Genomic DNA, 15,452 nt, shown 5'->3' with positions numbered 1-15,452 from the left:
ATTTCGGGGAAACTCCGGATGGGCTGAAGGTCAAGGGCATCTGCCGGATGCTGAACATCGGCGTGGAGCCCCCCGCGCCAGCACGGCCTGGCAGGTCGCGAGCGCGAAGAATCCGATCGAGCCCGCCACAGGCCCAATACTGGGGACTAAATCGGGATGAGACGGCAGGATGGCCGCACCGCACGCGACAACGTCCGCTGCAGCGAGTGCGGCGCCCAGCACATGAACGCCACCTGACGGCCGGATCAGGGCGATCGCCGCCAGCGACGACGCGATGATCGCGCCACCCGCGAACGCGAACGTCACCAGGATCATCACCGGAACAGCGCGATGAACGTCCAGATAGGACAGTCCCAGATGGCCGGCCACGGCTTGGCCGAAACCCGGAACGAATCCCTCGGCTTGTACGGCCGTTCCCGACCGAGCCAGCGCGACCCAGGGCAGCAATCCCGAAACGACCACAGCGGACAGCCCCGCCACCAGCCCAACGCGGGCCGCACGATGGGCCCCGCTCTGATGGCCACGTGGCCCCGCCGATAACTCGCTCATCCCCCTCCCGAACCCGACCGCCACGATCGCCCTGACAGGGGTCGATCGTGCCACGGGCACCAACCGATGCCAACTTCTGCGAACGCCTCTGCTCGGGTGACGCCCCGGGGGTGAACCGGATCGTCCAGATCCATCACCAGGTTCCTGATCGCTTGCATGACCCAGCTCGCGCTCGGGTGCGCGGTGGCGCCGAGTTGTGGCGGGTCTCTTGGGCGAGCGGCACCGATCTCGATCCGCGGCTCGTCCTGAAGCTGCATGTCGGGCCGGTGACCAGCGTGGCCTGGGGGATCTTGGGGGATCGTCCGTCGCTAGCCGTCTGCGCCAAGGACAGGCGTGAGACCGAGGGGCGGTACCGGCTGCGAGTGTGGGATGTGCCGTCCGGTCAGTCAAGTCTGCTGCCGTGCGCGGAACCCGTCCGGTGCCTGGCGTTCTCAACGGCCGGTGAGTACCCCCTGCTCGTCTCCGGTCACGATCGGGGCTGGTGGGCATCTGGGACGTCGCGGACGCGTCGCTGCGGCACACGCTGAGGATCGGTGACGCGGACCTACTCGATCTGCACGTGGTGGATTCCGGCCCTGCCGGGCGGATGGTGACTCAAGATCTGGAAGGCCGCGTCAGCGGTTGGTCGCTCCCGATCGGTCGCCACGTGACCGACTTCAGCGCGTCCCGCACGTACTCGATGTACGGGGGCAGGCTGGCCGACGGGAGGCATGTCCTGCTGACCGACGGTGGCGATCTGTCGCTCTGGGATCTGGACGGCGGTGGGCGGCTGAGTATGAGGATTCCGCCTGACCTGGGGACAGTGCGACGGACCCTGTTGTCCACGACGGACGGTCGCGACCTCGTCACCGTGATCGAAGAGCGCGGTTCCATCGTCACCTTCGATCCAGCGACCGGCGCCCGGACGAGTGTCGACATCACCGCCCATCTCAACCGCCACCCGCATGGGCTGATGGACATGTGGTCAGATTCGTATCCTTATCCGAGGCTAGCGACGATGTCAGGGAGGCTCGCGGTGCCCACGCCCTGGCGGGTGCGCCTATGGGATCTCAGCACCTCGCAGCAGCAGGACCCACCGCTCGCGTGGCCGGCCTCGCGCGCAGCCGTGCGCGCCGTGCGGTGGCAGGATCGTGACCTGCTGCTCACCAGCTCGGCCTACGAAGGAGTGGTGGCGCTGTGGGACCTCGACCGGCCGGTTGACCCCGAACCCGGACACGACGAGCGCATCAGCGCCGTCTCCTCGGCCGAATCCGCGGACGTAGTGGCGAGCGTCGACGAGGGCGGAACGATCGTGGTGCGCCACAGCCTGGACGGGCGGCCGTTGGCCGCGCCGCTGAAAAGCGGTGTCGATGGCACTCGCGCGGCCGCGGTCTGGCTCGACGGCGATGACGCCATCGTGGCCACGGGCGCCGGTTCGCGCTACCTCAAGGACGGCAACCTGCGACGCTGGAATCTGAGCAGCCACCTCCCCCTCGGGGCGCCGATCTTCGCGCATCCCACGTCTGTGCACGGCCTCTCCCACATCGTGCTGCGAGGGCGGGAAGTCATCGTCACGTTCGGCCGGGACGGCCGGATCAAGATCTGGCACCCTACCGACGGCATACTCCTTGACGAAGCCCAGACCGCGGTCATTACCAGGATCACCGGGTTCGCGACCGGCGTCATCGACGGCAGGCCGTTCGCGGCGCTGTCCGGCTACGGCCGGCCCATGACCCTGCACGCCCTCGACGACCTGACCGCCCCGTCGATCACCATCCCTGACGCCGACGACGACGTTGTTCTCGCTTTTGCTGGCCCCGGCGTCGTCGCCGCGCACACCGTCCCGGGACATGGCAGGCCGGACACGGTCCGCGTCTGGAGTGTCTCCGGCACCCGGATCGGCCCGGACATCCGGGGCACGACAGAAGTCACCACGGCGACGGAACGGGCGTGGCCGGCCGTCTACGTCGGCCGCGCGGACGGCACCATCTCACTGACCGACCTGGAGACGGGACACGATCTCTGCCACCCGATAATCCTGCCGACCAGACCGATCGCTCTCGTAGTGACCGGCGACGGAGATCTGATCGCTGGGTTCGGCAGCGACCTGGCGCGCGTTCGCCCGCCTTCGACGTCCCATGGACCGCGTTGAGGGAGATCAGGTGACACGGTGGACAGCGATCAGGCCGGCCGCAACGGTCCTGCTGCTCCTGGCGTTGAACATCTGTCGCCCGGCGACAAGCATGACCCGCTCCCAGCTCACTCCTCATGTGGGGTGCCAAACTGGCGGCAGAAACGGCCGCGGGCTGAGGTAATGGCTGGTCAGTGTTCTGTGAGTGCCGTGTAGGTGGTGGAGCGGCCGGATTTTGAGCGTGCGGGCGGCTTCGGCGACCGATACGCCGTCGGCCACCAGGCGGCGCAGGGCGGCCGACTCGGCCCGGGCCGACCACGCAGGGTCGGCCGATGCGACTCGGTGAAAGTGATGCGGGCGCGGGAAAGCGCTCACCGTGCGATGATCACCAGTCCGGTTCGGTGGGCATGAGGCTGATTTTCCTTACCGGCAGTCATGCGGCGAGCGTGTCGAGCGGTCCGCCGACAAGCACCAGGGCGAACGCCGCCCAGCGGAACAGATGCAGCGGCCGAGTGCGATACAGGAGCGCGCCGAGAAGCAGCTCGAAAGCGCCCCTCACAGCCCACCACGCTGCCTTGGCGAGCAGCCAGCTCCAGCCTCCATCCAAGAACCGCTGCCGATCAGCGGGCACATGTTCCGTCAGGAACGCGTCGATCCGCAGAGAAATGTGACGACGCTGTCCGGCGCACAGAGCGTCGTGCTCGCGGTCGCATGGATTGCCGTCGTCCCCCGCGTGGACGCGGGGCAGCTCTGCGATGACGCTCTGATGGAAGGCCTGGTACTCCTCAAGCGAGCAGCCCAGTGCGCGGGGAACGTAGCCCGGACGGCTACGTTCAGCCAATGCGTAGTAGGTAATGCCCCACTGATCATAGGCGTGTCCGTGCATGAACTGCTCCCGGACATTCGTGTTGAGGCGGGCCACGCCGGCTTGAGACAGCCTGAGCCGGGCACAAGCGAGAGCGCCGGTAGCGCGGACCTTCAATTCGCCGCCCCGCATTCGCAGCTTGTGGGGGTCGAGAAGGTCCAACACGATGGACAGCGCGGCGAAGTACAACATGACCTTCCCGACGCGGCCCCACACCAGCATGGGCCACCCCCACACCACCATGCTCGTGGTCGAACGGCCGTCGAACCATGTGGCGATGACGTCAAATAGTTCGTTCACGGCCTGATCCTTCGCATGCAGCGGCCTTCACGCAGGTTCCGGTCTTCTCTCGGTTCGCCCCAGCATCAGGTACGGCGCATCCAGGGGCCTGTGCCGGCTGTACCGCTGAGCGCGATCGGGCTCTTACGCATGAGGTCACTTGGCGTGTGGATAGGCGACCATGGTGTCTGTGGAGTCGTCCCAGAACAGACCGTATCCGGAGTAGTCGCCGAAGGGAGCCACGATGTAGTCGCCGAGCTGGACCTGGCCTGTGGCGAGGTCGATGGTGACCCGCGGGTCGGCCTGGTCGGCGGTCGAGGCGCCGATACCGAAGGCGACGCCGGCATCGGTCACACCGGTGAGATGGACCGGCTTGTCTTGGTCGGTCTCCTCGAAGCAGTGGCCGGTGCCTTTGTCCAGGTCGAAGGCCGTGTGGCTGCGGACGAGATAGCGTCCGTTGGCGGACAGGGAGGCTCCCTTGGAGTCGTCGGCCGTCACGCGCTGATCCGGTGCGCAGTCGACCTTGGCGCGGGCCTTTCCCGTGGCGGGGTCCAGGACGGCCCACGTGTCGTTGGGCGCACCTTCGTCGCGCCACTGTGCGACGAGGGAGTCCTTGACCGGGGCGATGAAGATCTTGTGCTCGCTGTTGGTGGTGAGAGTTCCGCCTGACCAGGCTCCCGGCACCCAGTAGTGGCGGCGCGGCTGGGTGTTGGTGGCCAGCAGCGGCCCGCGCGACGTGACCGCTACGGCCTCGGTCGAAGCGAAACACAGCTTGCACTCGCTGGCTGGGGGTTCCATCTTCTTGAGGTCGTACGTCTTCGTCGCGCCGGTGGCCGGATCCACGGTCACCACCACGTCGTTGTCCAGCTCCACCAGCAGTCCGCCACCGCCGTTGCTGACCGCGCCCTCGCCGTCCAGTTCGAGATGGTGAGCCGACTTGACGCCGTCTCCAGCGGCACGGGCGGGGAAGATGTCGATCGTCGTGACCTGTCGGCCCTTGCTGACCACGTCGGTGCCCTGAAAGCCGGACGCTGAGGCGACCAGGTAGTCCTTTCCCTGCACGGTGACCGAGAACGCTGACATCAGTCCGGGGCCCTTCACCTCGGCCTTCCACAGGCTTTTGCCGCTGGTCACATCGAGCACGGTGAAGGTGCCGTCGTTCTTGCCGCCCTGCCGGAAGACGGCGACCGCCCCGGAGTGCGGCAGGGTGAGCTGGTCCCCCGGCAGATCTGACTCCCAGCCGCGGGACGTGTCATAGAGGCTGGGGACCGACAGCTGTGTTCTGGGCGCGACATGCTCAGGCGAGGCGGACGAGGACGGCGTAGCCGTGCCGGTCCGAGATCCATGCGACCCTCCCGAGTCATCGCTTCCCGCGCCTCCTCCGCAGGAAGTGAGAAGGCCAGCGGCCACCACCGCCACGAGTACGCACCTGGGCCGATTCACACGAATCCTCCATTCAGCAGAACGCGTCGGTCGGTTCGGCTGCCGAGATCGCCGCAAGGTTCCGATCCGGCGCGGTTGCTCTCACCCAGTGCCCACTGCCACGCACGGGCCACGGTGACGTTATTGATCATGGTGACGGTCCCCGCTGGAGGCACGTGCTTCAGCGCCATTCGATGAATGCGGCAGTGTCGCCGAGCGCGGAGAACTTCCCGGTTCGCTCGACCTTCTGAGGCGTGGATCCCGGCTTGGTGTCGCAGAGGTAGTAATCCATCGCGGCCCCCTTCTGGGAGAGAAACGCGAATCTCTGACCGTCAGGGGAGATCACCATGGCGTGGTTGTCGTGGTCGTTGCTGGGGAGTATGGGCGCTCCAGGCTTCGCCCCCGAGGCGATGTCGAGCGCGGCGAACCTGCCGTCCGCGCTGCACAGCACCGTGTCGTTGTCGAGCCAGCCACCACCACAAGAGATGTATCTGCCCTTCTCCACGAGGTCCGGGCTCACCCCTTGGCCCTCCGCCGGGACGTCCAGGACGTAACCTCTCGCCAGAAGGCGTTTGCCGTCCGGCGAGAGGAAGGCGCTGCTGGCCACCACGGCCCTGCTCGGAGTTCTCCCCACCATGATGAGCTCTTGGGCAGTCCTGACCTCCAACTGGTCGACCGCCTTGTGGTCTCCGGCAAGCGCTCGGCTCGCGACCCGGTCCTTGGTTGAGATCCCCGGCTGGTCGGTCACCTCGTACGTGAACCAGACCGCGCTCCCGTCCCGGGAGAAGGCCGCGTTGTGCTCGTGCGGAGTGTTGCCGAAGTCCCCGTTCCCGGTCAGGTCGGTGAACTTGCCCGCACGGTCGACGTAGCCGACATGAGTCGCCGCGATCTGCGGGTCCTGGGTGACCACGGCCATCTTCGTGAAGTCCTGGTCGAAGAGCGATCTGATGGCTGTCACATCCTCGGCATCAGCGGGCAGCTCATCGGGCTCGCACAGTTGCCTCACGGCGGTGTTGGGCTCGGGCCTGTCGTACTCGACAATCGCCGTGTCCGGCAGTTGGAACTCCGCATGCGCCAGGTGCTTCCAGCTTTGCGGGTTCCAGCCATCGACGTTGATGACTCCGCCGCTGCCGTTCCCCCGCGAGCAGACAGCCGTAATGATCATGTTCTGCTGGGTGAAGTCTCCACTGGTGCCAGTCTCCGAAGACCTGTGGCCGGCGTCCGCTCCCGCCCCGGGCTGGTCTCCGTCTGATGAACAGGCAGCGAGGCTTGCTGCCAAGACCAGCCCGAGAAGGGACGCCGTTGCTCTCGGCGTGTCAACCATTCGTCTGTCCCCTATCCAATTCCGGCCCGCTTCGCACAAAGGGCTCTGACGCGCCGTCACCTCATCAACTCGCCGATGAAAGCGACTGGTCCGCGACAAGGCCGAGGTTGCGGCGTCGGTCGGAAAGGCGCACCTGCGCCGCTTTCCGCCTTGCCGCAAGCCCAAGCATTCCTGGTCCGGGGGTGAGCAGACCCGCCGCCAGGATGGAGGTGATGGCCGCTGGTTCCTGATTCTCCCAAGGAGTACTTCTACGAGTGGTCGCGATCGGCATCCGGCCTGCACGTCTCGTAGTTCGAATGACGGATGGAACTGAAGTTGTCGACGGACATCCAGCCGTACGTCCCCGTCCCCTTCACCCGGCCATAGACCCAGAGGTGGCCACGCCCGTTCCGAACCCAGCAGTGAAGGTAGATGACCCGGCCCCTGCCGAGCCTGGTCACGTTCCCGCACCGGTCCGCATAGGGCCCCTTCTTGAGGTTGTAGGAGCCCTTCATCACGCCGTAGCCGCCGTCCAGGTTAGAGATGGAAGAGTCGTACACGGAACACGGAGACGGGGTGGCCGACGCGGCCGGCCCGTTCACGAGTGTCGCCGCCATGATCGCGCCGGTCGCAACCAGCATTCCTACCGCCTTGATCCCGAATCGCATCTTGCCCCCTTTGTCCTGTTGATCAACGGGCGATCCACATGGTGCGCCAGGCGGTGTTGAGAACTTGTTGAGTATTCGTTGAGAGCGCGGGGAGCATCGCTGGGGAACGACACGGTGCGGCCCTGGCCCGAGCTGGCGCTGGGCCGGATGCGCGCCAAGATCGGTGACCTGTCGATGGTCTTGGAAGGCCGCTTCGATGAGCCTCACGCGCTGATGTGTCGCCTGCACCTGCAGCATCTCGATCTTCTCGATCAGAGGCTCGCCACGGGCGCCCCCAGCCCACCAGGTGACACCCCGCGGGCGGATTCGGTCGAGGCCGAGCAGGAGGCGCTGACCTCCGTGCGCCGCGCGACCGCCCTGCTCACGCTGTCGCAGTCCCGCTACGGCGTGGGCCTGCTCTCGGATGCTGAGCTGATAGCGCGGATGCGGGAACTGACCGAGCAGATCGCCACCGCGGCCGCCAAAGCTCAGGCCGCCGAACAGGACAAGGACCGCTTCGCCCGCGAGGGCGGCGGCCGAGCCGAACGGGAACTGCTGGCCAAACGCGAGCGGTTGGCCGAGCAGGTGCGGCTGGCCGAAGCCGCAGCCCAGGCAGCCGGCCAGCTCAGGCAGGCCCGCCAGAGCATCACCGAGACCCGCCAGCAGCTAGAGGCACTGCGCCAGCGCGAGCAGTCCATCACCAGCGAGCTCGACACCCTGCGCCCCTGGAACCGAGCGCGCCGCCGCGAACTGGACACCGAGCTGTCGGCGGTCCGCGACCGCCAGGCCCGCCAGCAAGAACGCCTCAACGAGGTCCTCGAACTCGGCACGGAACGGCAGCAGACGGCCCGCCAGGCCGCCGAACACGCCCCAGCACAAGTCACCTGGCCGCTGGTACGGAGCCGCCACGCCGACCTGGAACGCGACTTCGACTCAGCCCAGCGCGGCGCTCGAAGCCGCGACGTCACCGAAGCCGCCCTGCGCGCCCAGGAGGCTCGGGCCGCCCAAGCCGGACTCCAGCAGGAGCTCGCCACCCTCAAGGAAGAGGAAACACGCCGCGTCGACCTGCCACCGGACCGGCGCGACATCGAGCGCGCCGCCCGCGCCGAGCACGCCCAGCGCCAGCGCGAGGTGGCCATCCGGCAGGGCGGCCCAGTCCGGTCGACACCTGAGCTGGAGCGTGAACGAGAACGTCAGCAGCCCAATCGGCCATCACCCGGCCGCAGCGTCGACCACGGACCCGGCCTGAGCCGCTGACGTGCGCAGCATGGAGAATCGACGTCGCCAGCTCCTGGAACCAGGGGCCTTCTACGCCGTTTCCGAGCTGGATGCCTCCTCCGGACCAGGCCCTGCGCTCGGGTAACTGCGATGTGCCCCAAAGTGGAGCGTTGGTGCAGGTCAATCTTTCGGAAGGAAACCAATCGTCGAGAGTGACCTCGAGCTGAGATCCGGCCCCCGGACTCCAAGAACGCGCTCGCGATGGCGATGGCGCTATGGCTCGTGGGGTCGTCCGGCTCCAGCGGGTCGAGGTTCTCGTCATGGGTGAACGCCGCATCGCCAGGCTGATCGGCCGGCTCCGCGCCTTGCAGGTCAGCCACAGGCGGCTGACCTGCCCGCGAAGGGCAGGCTCGCCCCAGGCAGGGTGATACTCGACGAGTCACGAGCGTGGGACTGCTTCGTACGTTATCTTTGGTGACTCTCAGTCGTGCAGCAAGTACTTCAAGTAGCGTGGGCGGCTGCTTGACGCACAGTATCTGGGGGTTCGTACGGCATGTTGGGCAGGTCAGCGGCCGGTCGGCATTACCGGGCTGAACGAGCGGTGGCCGCCGACGAGTCGGTGTCGTGGGTGGTTGTCGACGAGGATCTCGGGCTGCATGTCGAGGCGTGCGCGTACCTGGCGGGGCGGGCCGGGCGTTCAACACCGAGAAGACCTACGCGGGCCGGATCGCCTTGTACTTGTCGTACTGCCGAGGTCATGGCGTGGACTGGTCAAGCCCGAGCCTTCCGCAGCTGATGGCGATGATGCGCTGGCTGGTGGACGAGCCGATGCCGGCGCGATCACGCAAACCGGGAGCTCCGGTGCGGTATCGCAGCGAAGGCACCGCGAACGCGATCATGGGGACCGTCGGGGAGTTCCTGTCGTGGTGCAGCCTGCAGGGCTGGGTGCCGCCGACGGTGGTCAACACGCTCACTCAGCCGAAGTTCCTGCGCTACCTACCGGCGGGGTTCGATCCGGGCGAGGACGGTCAGCACCGCACGATCAAGGCCCGCGCGATCAAGTACAGGGTCGTGATCCCGGGCTATGAGTGGCTGACGGATGCGGAGATCGACGTGCTGCTCGGCCTGGCCCGGCACGAGCGCGACAAATTCCTCATCCAGCTTCCTTCGCAGACCGGCATGCGGATTGGCGAAGCGCTCGGGCCGCGCCGCGAGGACATGCACCTGCTGCCCGATTCTCGCGTGCTGGGCTGCCGGCACGAAGGGCCGATGTTCATGTCCGGTGGCGAGTCAACGCCAACGGGGTGTTCGCCAAGGCCCGGCAGCCCCGGGCGATCCCGGTGGACGAGGTCACGATCGAGCTCTATGCGCGCTACCAGTTCGAGCGGGCCGAGATCGCCGGGGACTCCGGGGACTCCGGGGACTCCGGGGACTCCGGGGACTCCGGGGACTCCGGGGACATGGTGTTCGTGAACCTGTTCCATGCGCCGGTGGGCAAGGCCATGTCGTACGGGACGGCCTATGAGCTGTTCTGCCGCCTGGCCAAGCGGGCCGGACTTCCACCGGCAAGCGACGACGAGCGTACGGCGACAAGATCCACCGCGACGTCACGCCTTCACCTCCGTTCTGCTGGGCGCACGGATATTTCTTCATTGCTCCAGTCCGGGACCCCAAGACGCGCGCACCATGACATCTGTCATGGTCAACTCGTGACAGACGAGCGATGTATGCCCAGGTGATGACCGGAAGAGTCGGCGTCATGAAGGATCTGGTGACGGCTGGCGCCGCGGTGAGCCTGCGTGGCTTGCGCAAGGCGTTCGGCGAAGTGCAGGCGGTCGGCGATGTGGACCTGCTCATCGCGCCCGGTGAAGTGGTGGCGCTGCTCGGGCCCAACGGTGCGGGCAAGACGACCATGATGGAGATGCTGCTCGGTCTGACCACGCCTGATGCGGGTCAGGTGGCGTTGTTCGGCCGCGTGCCAGCGCGCGCGGTGGCCGAAGGGCTCGTCGGCGCGATGCTCCAGGCAGGCGGTTTCCTGAGGGAGATGACGCCCAGGGAGATCGTCAAGGTGATCGCGGCGCAATACCCGAGGCCGCTGAAGGTGGGCGACGCCCTGGACAGGGCGGGCGTGTCCGCGTTCGCCAAGCGCAGGTACGGCGACTTGTCGGGCGGGCAGCAACAGCGGGTCCGGTTCGCCGCCGCCCTGGTGTGCGATCCCGACCTGCTCGTGCTGGATGAGCCGACGGTGGCGATGGACGTGCGGGGCCGCCAGGAGTTCTGGACGGCGATGCGGGAGTTCACCGGCAGCGGGCGCACGGTGGTGTTCGCCACCCACTACCTGGCCGAGGCGCAGGACTTCGCCGATCGTGTCGTGCTGATGCGCCAGGGCGCGATCGTGGCCGACGGCTCGGTCAGCCAGGTGTGCGCGGCCATCGACACCAGGACCATCATGGCAAGGGCCGCAGGCGAGCACTCGTTCGCCCTGTTGCCGGGCGTCAGCGCGGTCAAGCGGCGCGGCGATGTGGTGGAACTGCATTGCTCCGATTCCGATGCCGCGCTGCGCGCCCTGTTGGCGGAGGTTCCGTCCGCGTGCGACATCTCGGTGACGCCGATGTCGCTGGAGGACGCCTTCGCCGTACTCACCGCCGAGGAGAAAGTGTCATGATCAGCCTCGTCACCGCCGAGTTGAAGGTCCTGGCGCGTAGCGTCACCTTCCTGGCGATCACTATCGGCTTCCCAGTGGTGTTCTTCCTGGTCATGTCCGAGGTGTTCGGCGGACTGGGCACGGGCGGCCTGGACATGCCGCGCTACATGATGGTGAGCATGGCGGCGTTCGCCGCCATCTCGGTGTCGATCGCGGTCGGCACCCGGGTGGGCCTGGAGCGGCAGGCCGGGTGGCACAGGCAGCTGCGGCTCACGCCGATGCCCGGCTGGTCGTATCTGGTCGCCAAGGTGGTGGTGGCCATGGCGATGGCGCTACCGGCGATCATCCTGGTCTTTGTCGCCGGGCTGGTGATCAAGGGAGTCGAGCTGCCCGCCGGGCAGTGGGTGGCGCTGGTTGCCGCGGCCTGGCTGGGCGCGCTGCCCTTTGGCGTGATCGGCCTGGCCATCGGCCTGGCCGTCGCGCCTGATGCGGCCAGCGGTGCCGGCGTGGCCGTCTACCTGCCGATGGCCATGCTCGGTGGCCTGTGGGTCCCCGTCGAGGCCTTGCCCGGCTTCATGGCCGGCCTCGCCAAGGTGCTGCCGAGTTACTGGCTGGCGGAGAACGCCAGGATTCAGCTCACCGGCACAGCCATCCAGCCGCTGGGCATCGCTGTGGCCGTCACGTGGCTGGTGGCCGTGGGCGGTGTGGTGATCAGCCTCTACCGGCGACAGGCCGCTCGGATCTGAGCCAGGCGCGGGCACTACGCTGTCCCCTGATGTCCGCGCCCCCTTCTGTCCGGCCCTCCTCGACCAGTTGGCCGTTTCGACACCCCCGAACGTGGTGGATCTTCGCCCTGCTGTTCACCGCCGTGCTCTGGCTCGACCTGGTAAAGGCGCTGTCGGTGGGCGAGATCGGCCATGCCCTGCTGATCGCGGTCTACGTCGCCTGCTACGTGGCGGGCATCGGCCTGACGATCGACAGGCCGCTGGTGTGGCGGCTGGCTCTGTGTGCGCTGGCCGCCGCCGTGTCGGCTCCGCTAGTCCTGGTCTACGGCCAGCACGTGTGGAATCTCAGCTATGCGCTGGCCATCGTCGGTTTCATGTTGCCATGGACGGCCGCCTTCGGCCTGGCCGCCGCGGCCATCGTGCTGATGATCGTCACAGGGGTGCTGTCGGCGTCGGACGGCAGGTCGACCACGATGATCTTCCTCCTCGTGGTGCTCTCCTCGGTCGCGCTCGCCGCGTTGTGGCGTTCCAACCGTGCGCTGGTCGACGCCAACGCCACGATCGCCGAACTGGCCGTCCTGCGCGACCGCGAGCGCATGTCCAGAGACCTGCATGACGTGATCGGCTCCACCCTGACCACGATCACCGTCAAGGCGGGCCTGGCCAGGCGGCTGCTGGAAAGCCACGCCGACGAGCCGGTCCACGCCGAGGTGACAGACATCGAGGTGCTGGGCAGGCAGGCACTGGCCGACGTCCGGGCGGCTGTCACCGCCACACACCACCTGTCGATGGACACCGCGCTCGCCGACGCCGCCGCCGTGCTGCACGCGGCGGGCATCCAGGCCAGCCTCCCCACAGGAGCCGACCAGGTGGCCGACCGTTACCGAAGCGTCTTCGCCTACGTGGTGCGAGAAGGAGTGACCAACGTGGTCAAGCACAGCCGGGCACGCCACTGCCAGGTACGGCTCGGTCCCACCTTCATCGACATCACCGACGACGGCGACGGCACCGGCACCGGCGGTGGCGCCGGCACCAGCGACGGTGGCGGCCACGGGCTGGCAGGGCTGGCCAGGCGGCTGCGTGACATCGGAGGCACTCTGGAAGCAGGCGCCCTGCCCGGTGGCGGCTACCGCCTGCGCGCCGAGTGCCCGCGATGATCAGGGTGCTGCTCGTCGACGACCAGGCGCTGGTGCGTGGTGCCCTGGCCGCGCTGCTGAGCCTGGAACGCGACATCGAGGTGGTCGGCCAGGCAGGCTCCGCCCCGGAGGCGATCGACGCCGCCCGCGCCGCCCGGCCCGACGTCGTCCTGCTGGACATTCAGATGGCGGGCGGCGACGGGCTGTCCGCGGCCGCGGCACTCCGCGGCCTGGGCTGCCGAGTGATCATGCTGACCACGTTCGCCCGTCCCGGCTACCTGGCCCGCGCGATGGCCGCCGGCGCGGCCGGCTTCGTCGTGAAGGACACCAAACCCGAGCACCTGGCCGACACCGTACGCAAGGTTCACGCCGGGTTGCGCGTCGTGGACCCGGACCTGGCCGCCACATCGCTGAGCACCGGCATCAGTCCTCTCACCGTCCGCGAGGTGGAGGTCATGAACGCCGCCGCGGACGGTGGCACGGTCGCTGACATCGCGCGGCGTCTTCGCCTGTCCGAAGGCACCGTGCGTAACCACTTATCCTCCGCCATGGGCAAGACAGGCGCACGGACCAGGGCGGAGGCCGTGCGGCTGGCCACGGAGCACGGCTGGCTGTGACAAGCTCGCCGATCACGGCCCCTGAAATGAGCGGTCGGCCAGACCACTCAATCGGCGGGCTTGGTCAAGCCGTGTAGTCTCGCAGTCACCGCCGAAGCTCCAAAATCCGGAGCCGGTCGACCATGCCAGGAGGCAAAGAGTCTCGATTGGGAGCTCCTGATTGCGTATGGTTGCTTTGGGGCTGGTAACCCAGTTCTTGCCTGACTGTCCTCCTCCGCGAAGATCGCCAGCGTCCCTCTTCCCCGTTCGGGATTGGTCCGGTACCGTCTCGCCGGTGTCGTCCTGGCTGCCAGTGCGCTGCTGTGGCCTTTTGAGGCGTTGCCGGCTTTCCGGGATGAGGCCGCGGTTGCAGCTCAGCCGCGGGTTGCGACCGGCAGCGACGCCTTCCACACAGACTTCTGCGCTGCTGAAAACTACGTCCATGCAGGTCAAGCGGCATGTGAGTACTCGTGAAAGATTCCGTCGAGCCGGTCTTGCCGGCACACATTCAGGTCGATGCGGTCCTGCAGGACGGCGGGATCAAGCTGGATTTCGCGAAAGACAACCTGCACGAGAGACTGCGGCGGGACCGCAAGGCGCTGCTCTGGAAACTCGACGGCTTGTCCGAATACGACGCCCGCCGACCTTTGACAGCGACCGGGACCAACCTCCTCGGCCTGGTCAAACACGTGGCCACCGTCGAGGCCAGGTACTTCGGCGAGGTCTTCGACCGCCCTTCCCTGGAACCGCTGCCCCGTTGGCAGGACTCCGACGGCAGCGATCTGTGGGCGACCGAGGACGAGACCCGCGATCAGATCATCGGGTTCTACCGGCGCACGTGGGAACACTCGGACGCGACGATCAACGAGCTTCCCCTCGACGCCCCCGGCCACGTGCCATGGTGGCCGGAGTCAACGCCGGCCTGGCACACGAACCTGTTCGCCATCATGGTCCATGTCCTCGGCGAGTCCACCCGGCATGCCGGGCACGCGGATATCCTGCGCGAGGGCCTCGACGGCCGGACCGGGTTGCGCGAATACGAGAAGCAGATCGACGAGGAAGCCCGTGCAGCCTACTGCGCGAAGATCGAGCAGGCCGCCAGGGCGGCCCGCACCAATTAAGGCTTAACCACAATCGCGCCACCGTGGCCGCGCCCTTTGCGGGGCCACGGTTCGCCTCCGCCCCCACCAGCAAGATCACTTAAACGCCACATGTCGGAGTGCTGCGACGCGCCCTTAACGACCTCGAGGCGCTCTCCGCACGCTCGGTTCTTCTTGGGTCCGGGCTGCGTTCGGTCAACTTGGCCTACGTGAAAGAAGAGATCATCGTCCTCTGACCCGCTGGAAGGGTCCTCCAACCCTAGATAAGGCCTGCCGTCTGCGCACCGCCAATGAGTCTCCTGCCTGCTGCAGGCGCCCCTCCGCCCCCGCCTCCACCCGGCACGCACGTACGCGTGGGGGTGGATGTCCACCCGACGTACCCGTGGACATCCACCTGCACATCGCCGTGGACATCCCGCAGACAAGCACCGCGACGGCCGCGCCCTGGCGGAAACGCCTGCGACACAAGGTGTGCATTGTGTACACCTATGCCCTATGGCTCACAGCGACAGCGACCCGGCCGCCAGCGCGGCCGCGCCACCCGAGGCGGGCGGCCAGCCACCTGGGCGGGAACTGGGCATCCGCGAGGCGCGCGGGCAGCTCGGCGAACTGCCCGACCGCGCCCGCTGTCGACGACGCGTGAATACTGACCCCCAGGCGACGGCTGAATGTTGACCCCTCCACTCTCTGGAGGGTGATCAAGGTGGAGGACTGGGCGGAGATCCGTCGGCTGCACCGGGCCGAGGGCATGCCGATCAAGGCAATCGCGCGGCATCTGGGCGTCGCCAGGAACACGGTGCGAAGGGCATTGGCGGCCGAGGAGCCGCCGAAGTATCAGCGGCCGGGTAAGGGGTCGAT

General features: G+C 67.5%; 16 protein-coding genes. 9 read left to right on the top strand and 7 right to left on the bottom strand.

The features are described 5' to 3' along the window. Positions 1-30 precede the first annotated feature (30 nt). Complete coding sequence (locus ACIBX3_RS09795; RefSeq protein ID WP_397115075.1) at positions 31-480, bottom strand: hypothetical protein; 450 nt, start codon at positions 478-480, stop codon at positions 31-33. A 550-nt stretch (positions 481-1,030) separates the two neighbouring features. On the opposite strand from ACIBX3_RS09795, the gene ACIBX3_RS09790 reads away from it, so the two are divergent. Then, positions 1,031-2,680 (top strand): WD40 repeat domain-containing protein, encoded by a 1,650-nt coding sequence (locus ACIBX3_RS09790; RefSeq protein ID WP_397115073.1) that lies wholly within the window; start codon positions 1,031-1,033, stop codon positions 2,678-2,680. Positions 2,681-3,092: 412 nt separating this feature from the next. Here ACIBX3_RS09790 and ACIBX3_RS09785 read toward each other — a convergent pair whose 3' ends face one another. The 4 genes from ACIBX3_RS09785 to ACIBX3_RS09770 form a co-directional block, all read right to left on the bottom strand. Beyond that, on the bottom strand, positions 3,093-3,824 hold the full coding sequence (locus tag ACIBX3_RS09785) for a hypothetical protein (protein ID WP_397115071.1): 732 nt from the start codon (positions 3,822-3,824) through the stop codon (positions 3,093-3,095). Positions 3,825-3,959: 135 nt separating this feature from the next. Continuing rightward, complete coding sequence (locus ACIBX3_RS09780; protein WP_397115069.1) at positions 3,960-5,246, bottom strand: hypothetical protein; 1,287 nt, start codon at positions 5,244-5,246, stop codon at positions 3,960-3,962. A gap of 160 nt (positions 5,247-5,406) precedes the next feature. Continuing rightward, complete coding sequence (locus ACIBX3_RS09775) at positions 5,407-6,549, bottom strand: hypothetical protein (protein WP_397115067.1); 1,143 nt, start codon at positions 6,547-6,549, stop codon at positions 5,407-5,409. A 248-nt stretch (positions 6,550-6,797) separates the two neighbouring features. Beyond that, on the bottom strand, positions 6,798-7,196 hold the full coding sequence (locus tag ACIBX3_RS09770) for a hypothetical protein (RefSeq protein WP_397115065.1): 399 nt from the start codon (positions 7,194-7,196) through the stop codon (positions 6,798-6,800). Positions 7,197-7,310: 114 nt separating this feature from the next. On the opposite strand from ACIBX3_RS09770, the gene ACIBX3_RS09765 reads away from it, so the two are divergent. Further along, the gene (locus ACIBX3_RS09765) at positions 7,311-8,432 is read left to right on the top strand and encodes a hypothetical protein (protein WP_397115063.1); all 1,122 of its coding nucleotides are present in this window, start codon (positions 7,311-7,313) and stop codon (positions 8,430-8,432) included. Between the two features lie 716 nt (positions 8,433-9,148). On the opposite strand, the gene ACIBX3_RS09760 is transcribed toward ACIBX3_RS09765, so the two are convergent. Together ACIBX3_RS09760 and ACIBX3_RS09755 are read right to left on the bottom strand one after the other, a co-directional pair. Continuing rightward, a complete protein-coding gene (locus ACIBX3_RS09760; RefSeq protein ID WP_397115061.1) occupies positions 9,149-9,367 on the bottom strand; it encodes a hypothetical protein in 219 nt (72 codons plus the stop codon). Between the two features lie 22 nt (positions 9,368-9,389). Beyond that, positions 9,390-9,653 (bottom strand): hypothetical protein, encoded by a 264-nt coding sequence (locus ACIBX3_RS09755; protein WP_397115059.1) that lies wholly within the window; start codon positions 9,651-9,653, stop codon positions 9,390-9,392. A 44-nt stretch (positions 9,654-9,697) separates the two neighbouring features. On the opposite strand from ACIBX3_RS09755, the gene ACIBX3_RS09750 reads away from it, so the two are divergent. From ACIBX3_RS09750 to ACIBX3_RS09720, 7 genes are all read left to right on the top strand, one after another. Next, the gene (locus ACIBX3_RS09750) at positions 9,698-10,132 is read left to right on the top strand and encodes a hypothetical protein (protein ID WP_397115057.1); all 435 of its coding nucleotides are present in this window, start codon (positions 9,698-9,700) and stop codon (positions 10,130-10,132) included. Continuing rightward, a complete protein-coding gene (locus tag ACIBX3_RS09745) occupies positions 10,132-11,058 on the top strand; it encodes an ATP-binding cassette domain-containing protein (protein ID WP_397115055.1) in 927 nt (308 codons plus the stop codon). Before ACIBX3_RS09750 ends, ACIBX3_RS09745 begins: the two co-directional genes overlap by 1 nt. Continuing rightward, a complete protein-coding gene (locus ACIBX3_RS09740; RefSeq protein WP_397115053.1) occupies positions 11,055-11,783 on the top strand; it encodes an ABC transporter permease in 729 nt (242 codons plus the stop codon). The genes ACIBX3_RS09745 and ACIBX3_RS09740 overlap by 4 nt, the downstream gene beginning before the upstream one ends. A gap of 29 nt (positions 11,784-11,812) precedes the next feature. Further along, positions 11,813-12,919 (top strand): sensor histidine kinase, encoded by a 1,107-nt coding sequence (locus ACIBX3_RS09735; RefSeq protein ID WP_397115051.1) that lies wholly within the window; start codon positions 11,813-11,815, stop codon positions 12,917-12,919. After that, complete coding sequence (locus ACIBX3_RS09730; protein WP_397115049.1) at positions 12,916-13,515, top strand: response regulator transcription factor; 600 nt, start codon at positions 12,916-12,918, stop codon at positions 13,513-13,515. Before ACIBX3_RS09735 ends, ACIBX3_RS09730 begins: the two co-directional genes overlap by 4 nt. Before the next feature lie 449 nt (positions 13,516-13,964). Next, positions 13,965-14,615: a DinB family protein gene (locus ACIBX3_RS09725; RefSeq protein WP_397115047.1), complete on the top strand. Its 651-nt coding sequence runs from the start codon at positions 13,965-13,967 to the stop codon at positions 14,613-14,615. 673 nt (positions 14,616-15,288) lie between these two features. After that, a partial coding sequence (locus ACIBX3_RS09720) for a helix-turn-helix domain-containing protein (RefSeq protein WP_397116360.1) occupies positions 15,289-15,452 on the top strand: 164 nt, incomplete at its 3' end.

The organism is Nonomuraea sp. NPDC049480, from assembly GCF_044465905.1.
GTDB lineage: Bacteria > Actinomycetota > Actinomycetes > Streptosporangiales > Streptosporangiaceae > Nonomuraea.
The sequence above is the reverse complement of the archived record's forward strand: the minus strand, read 5'-3'. Positions and strand labels throughout refer to the sequence as shown.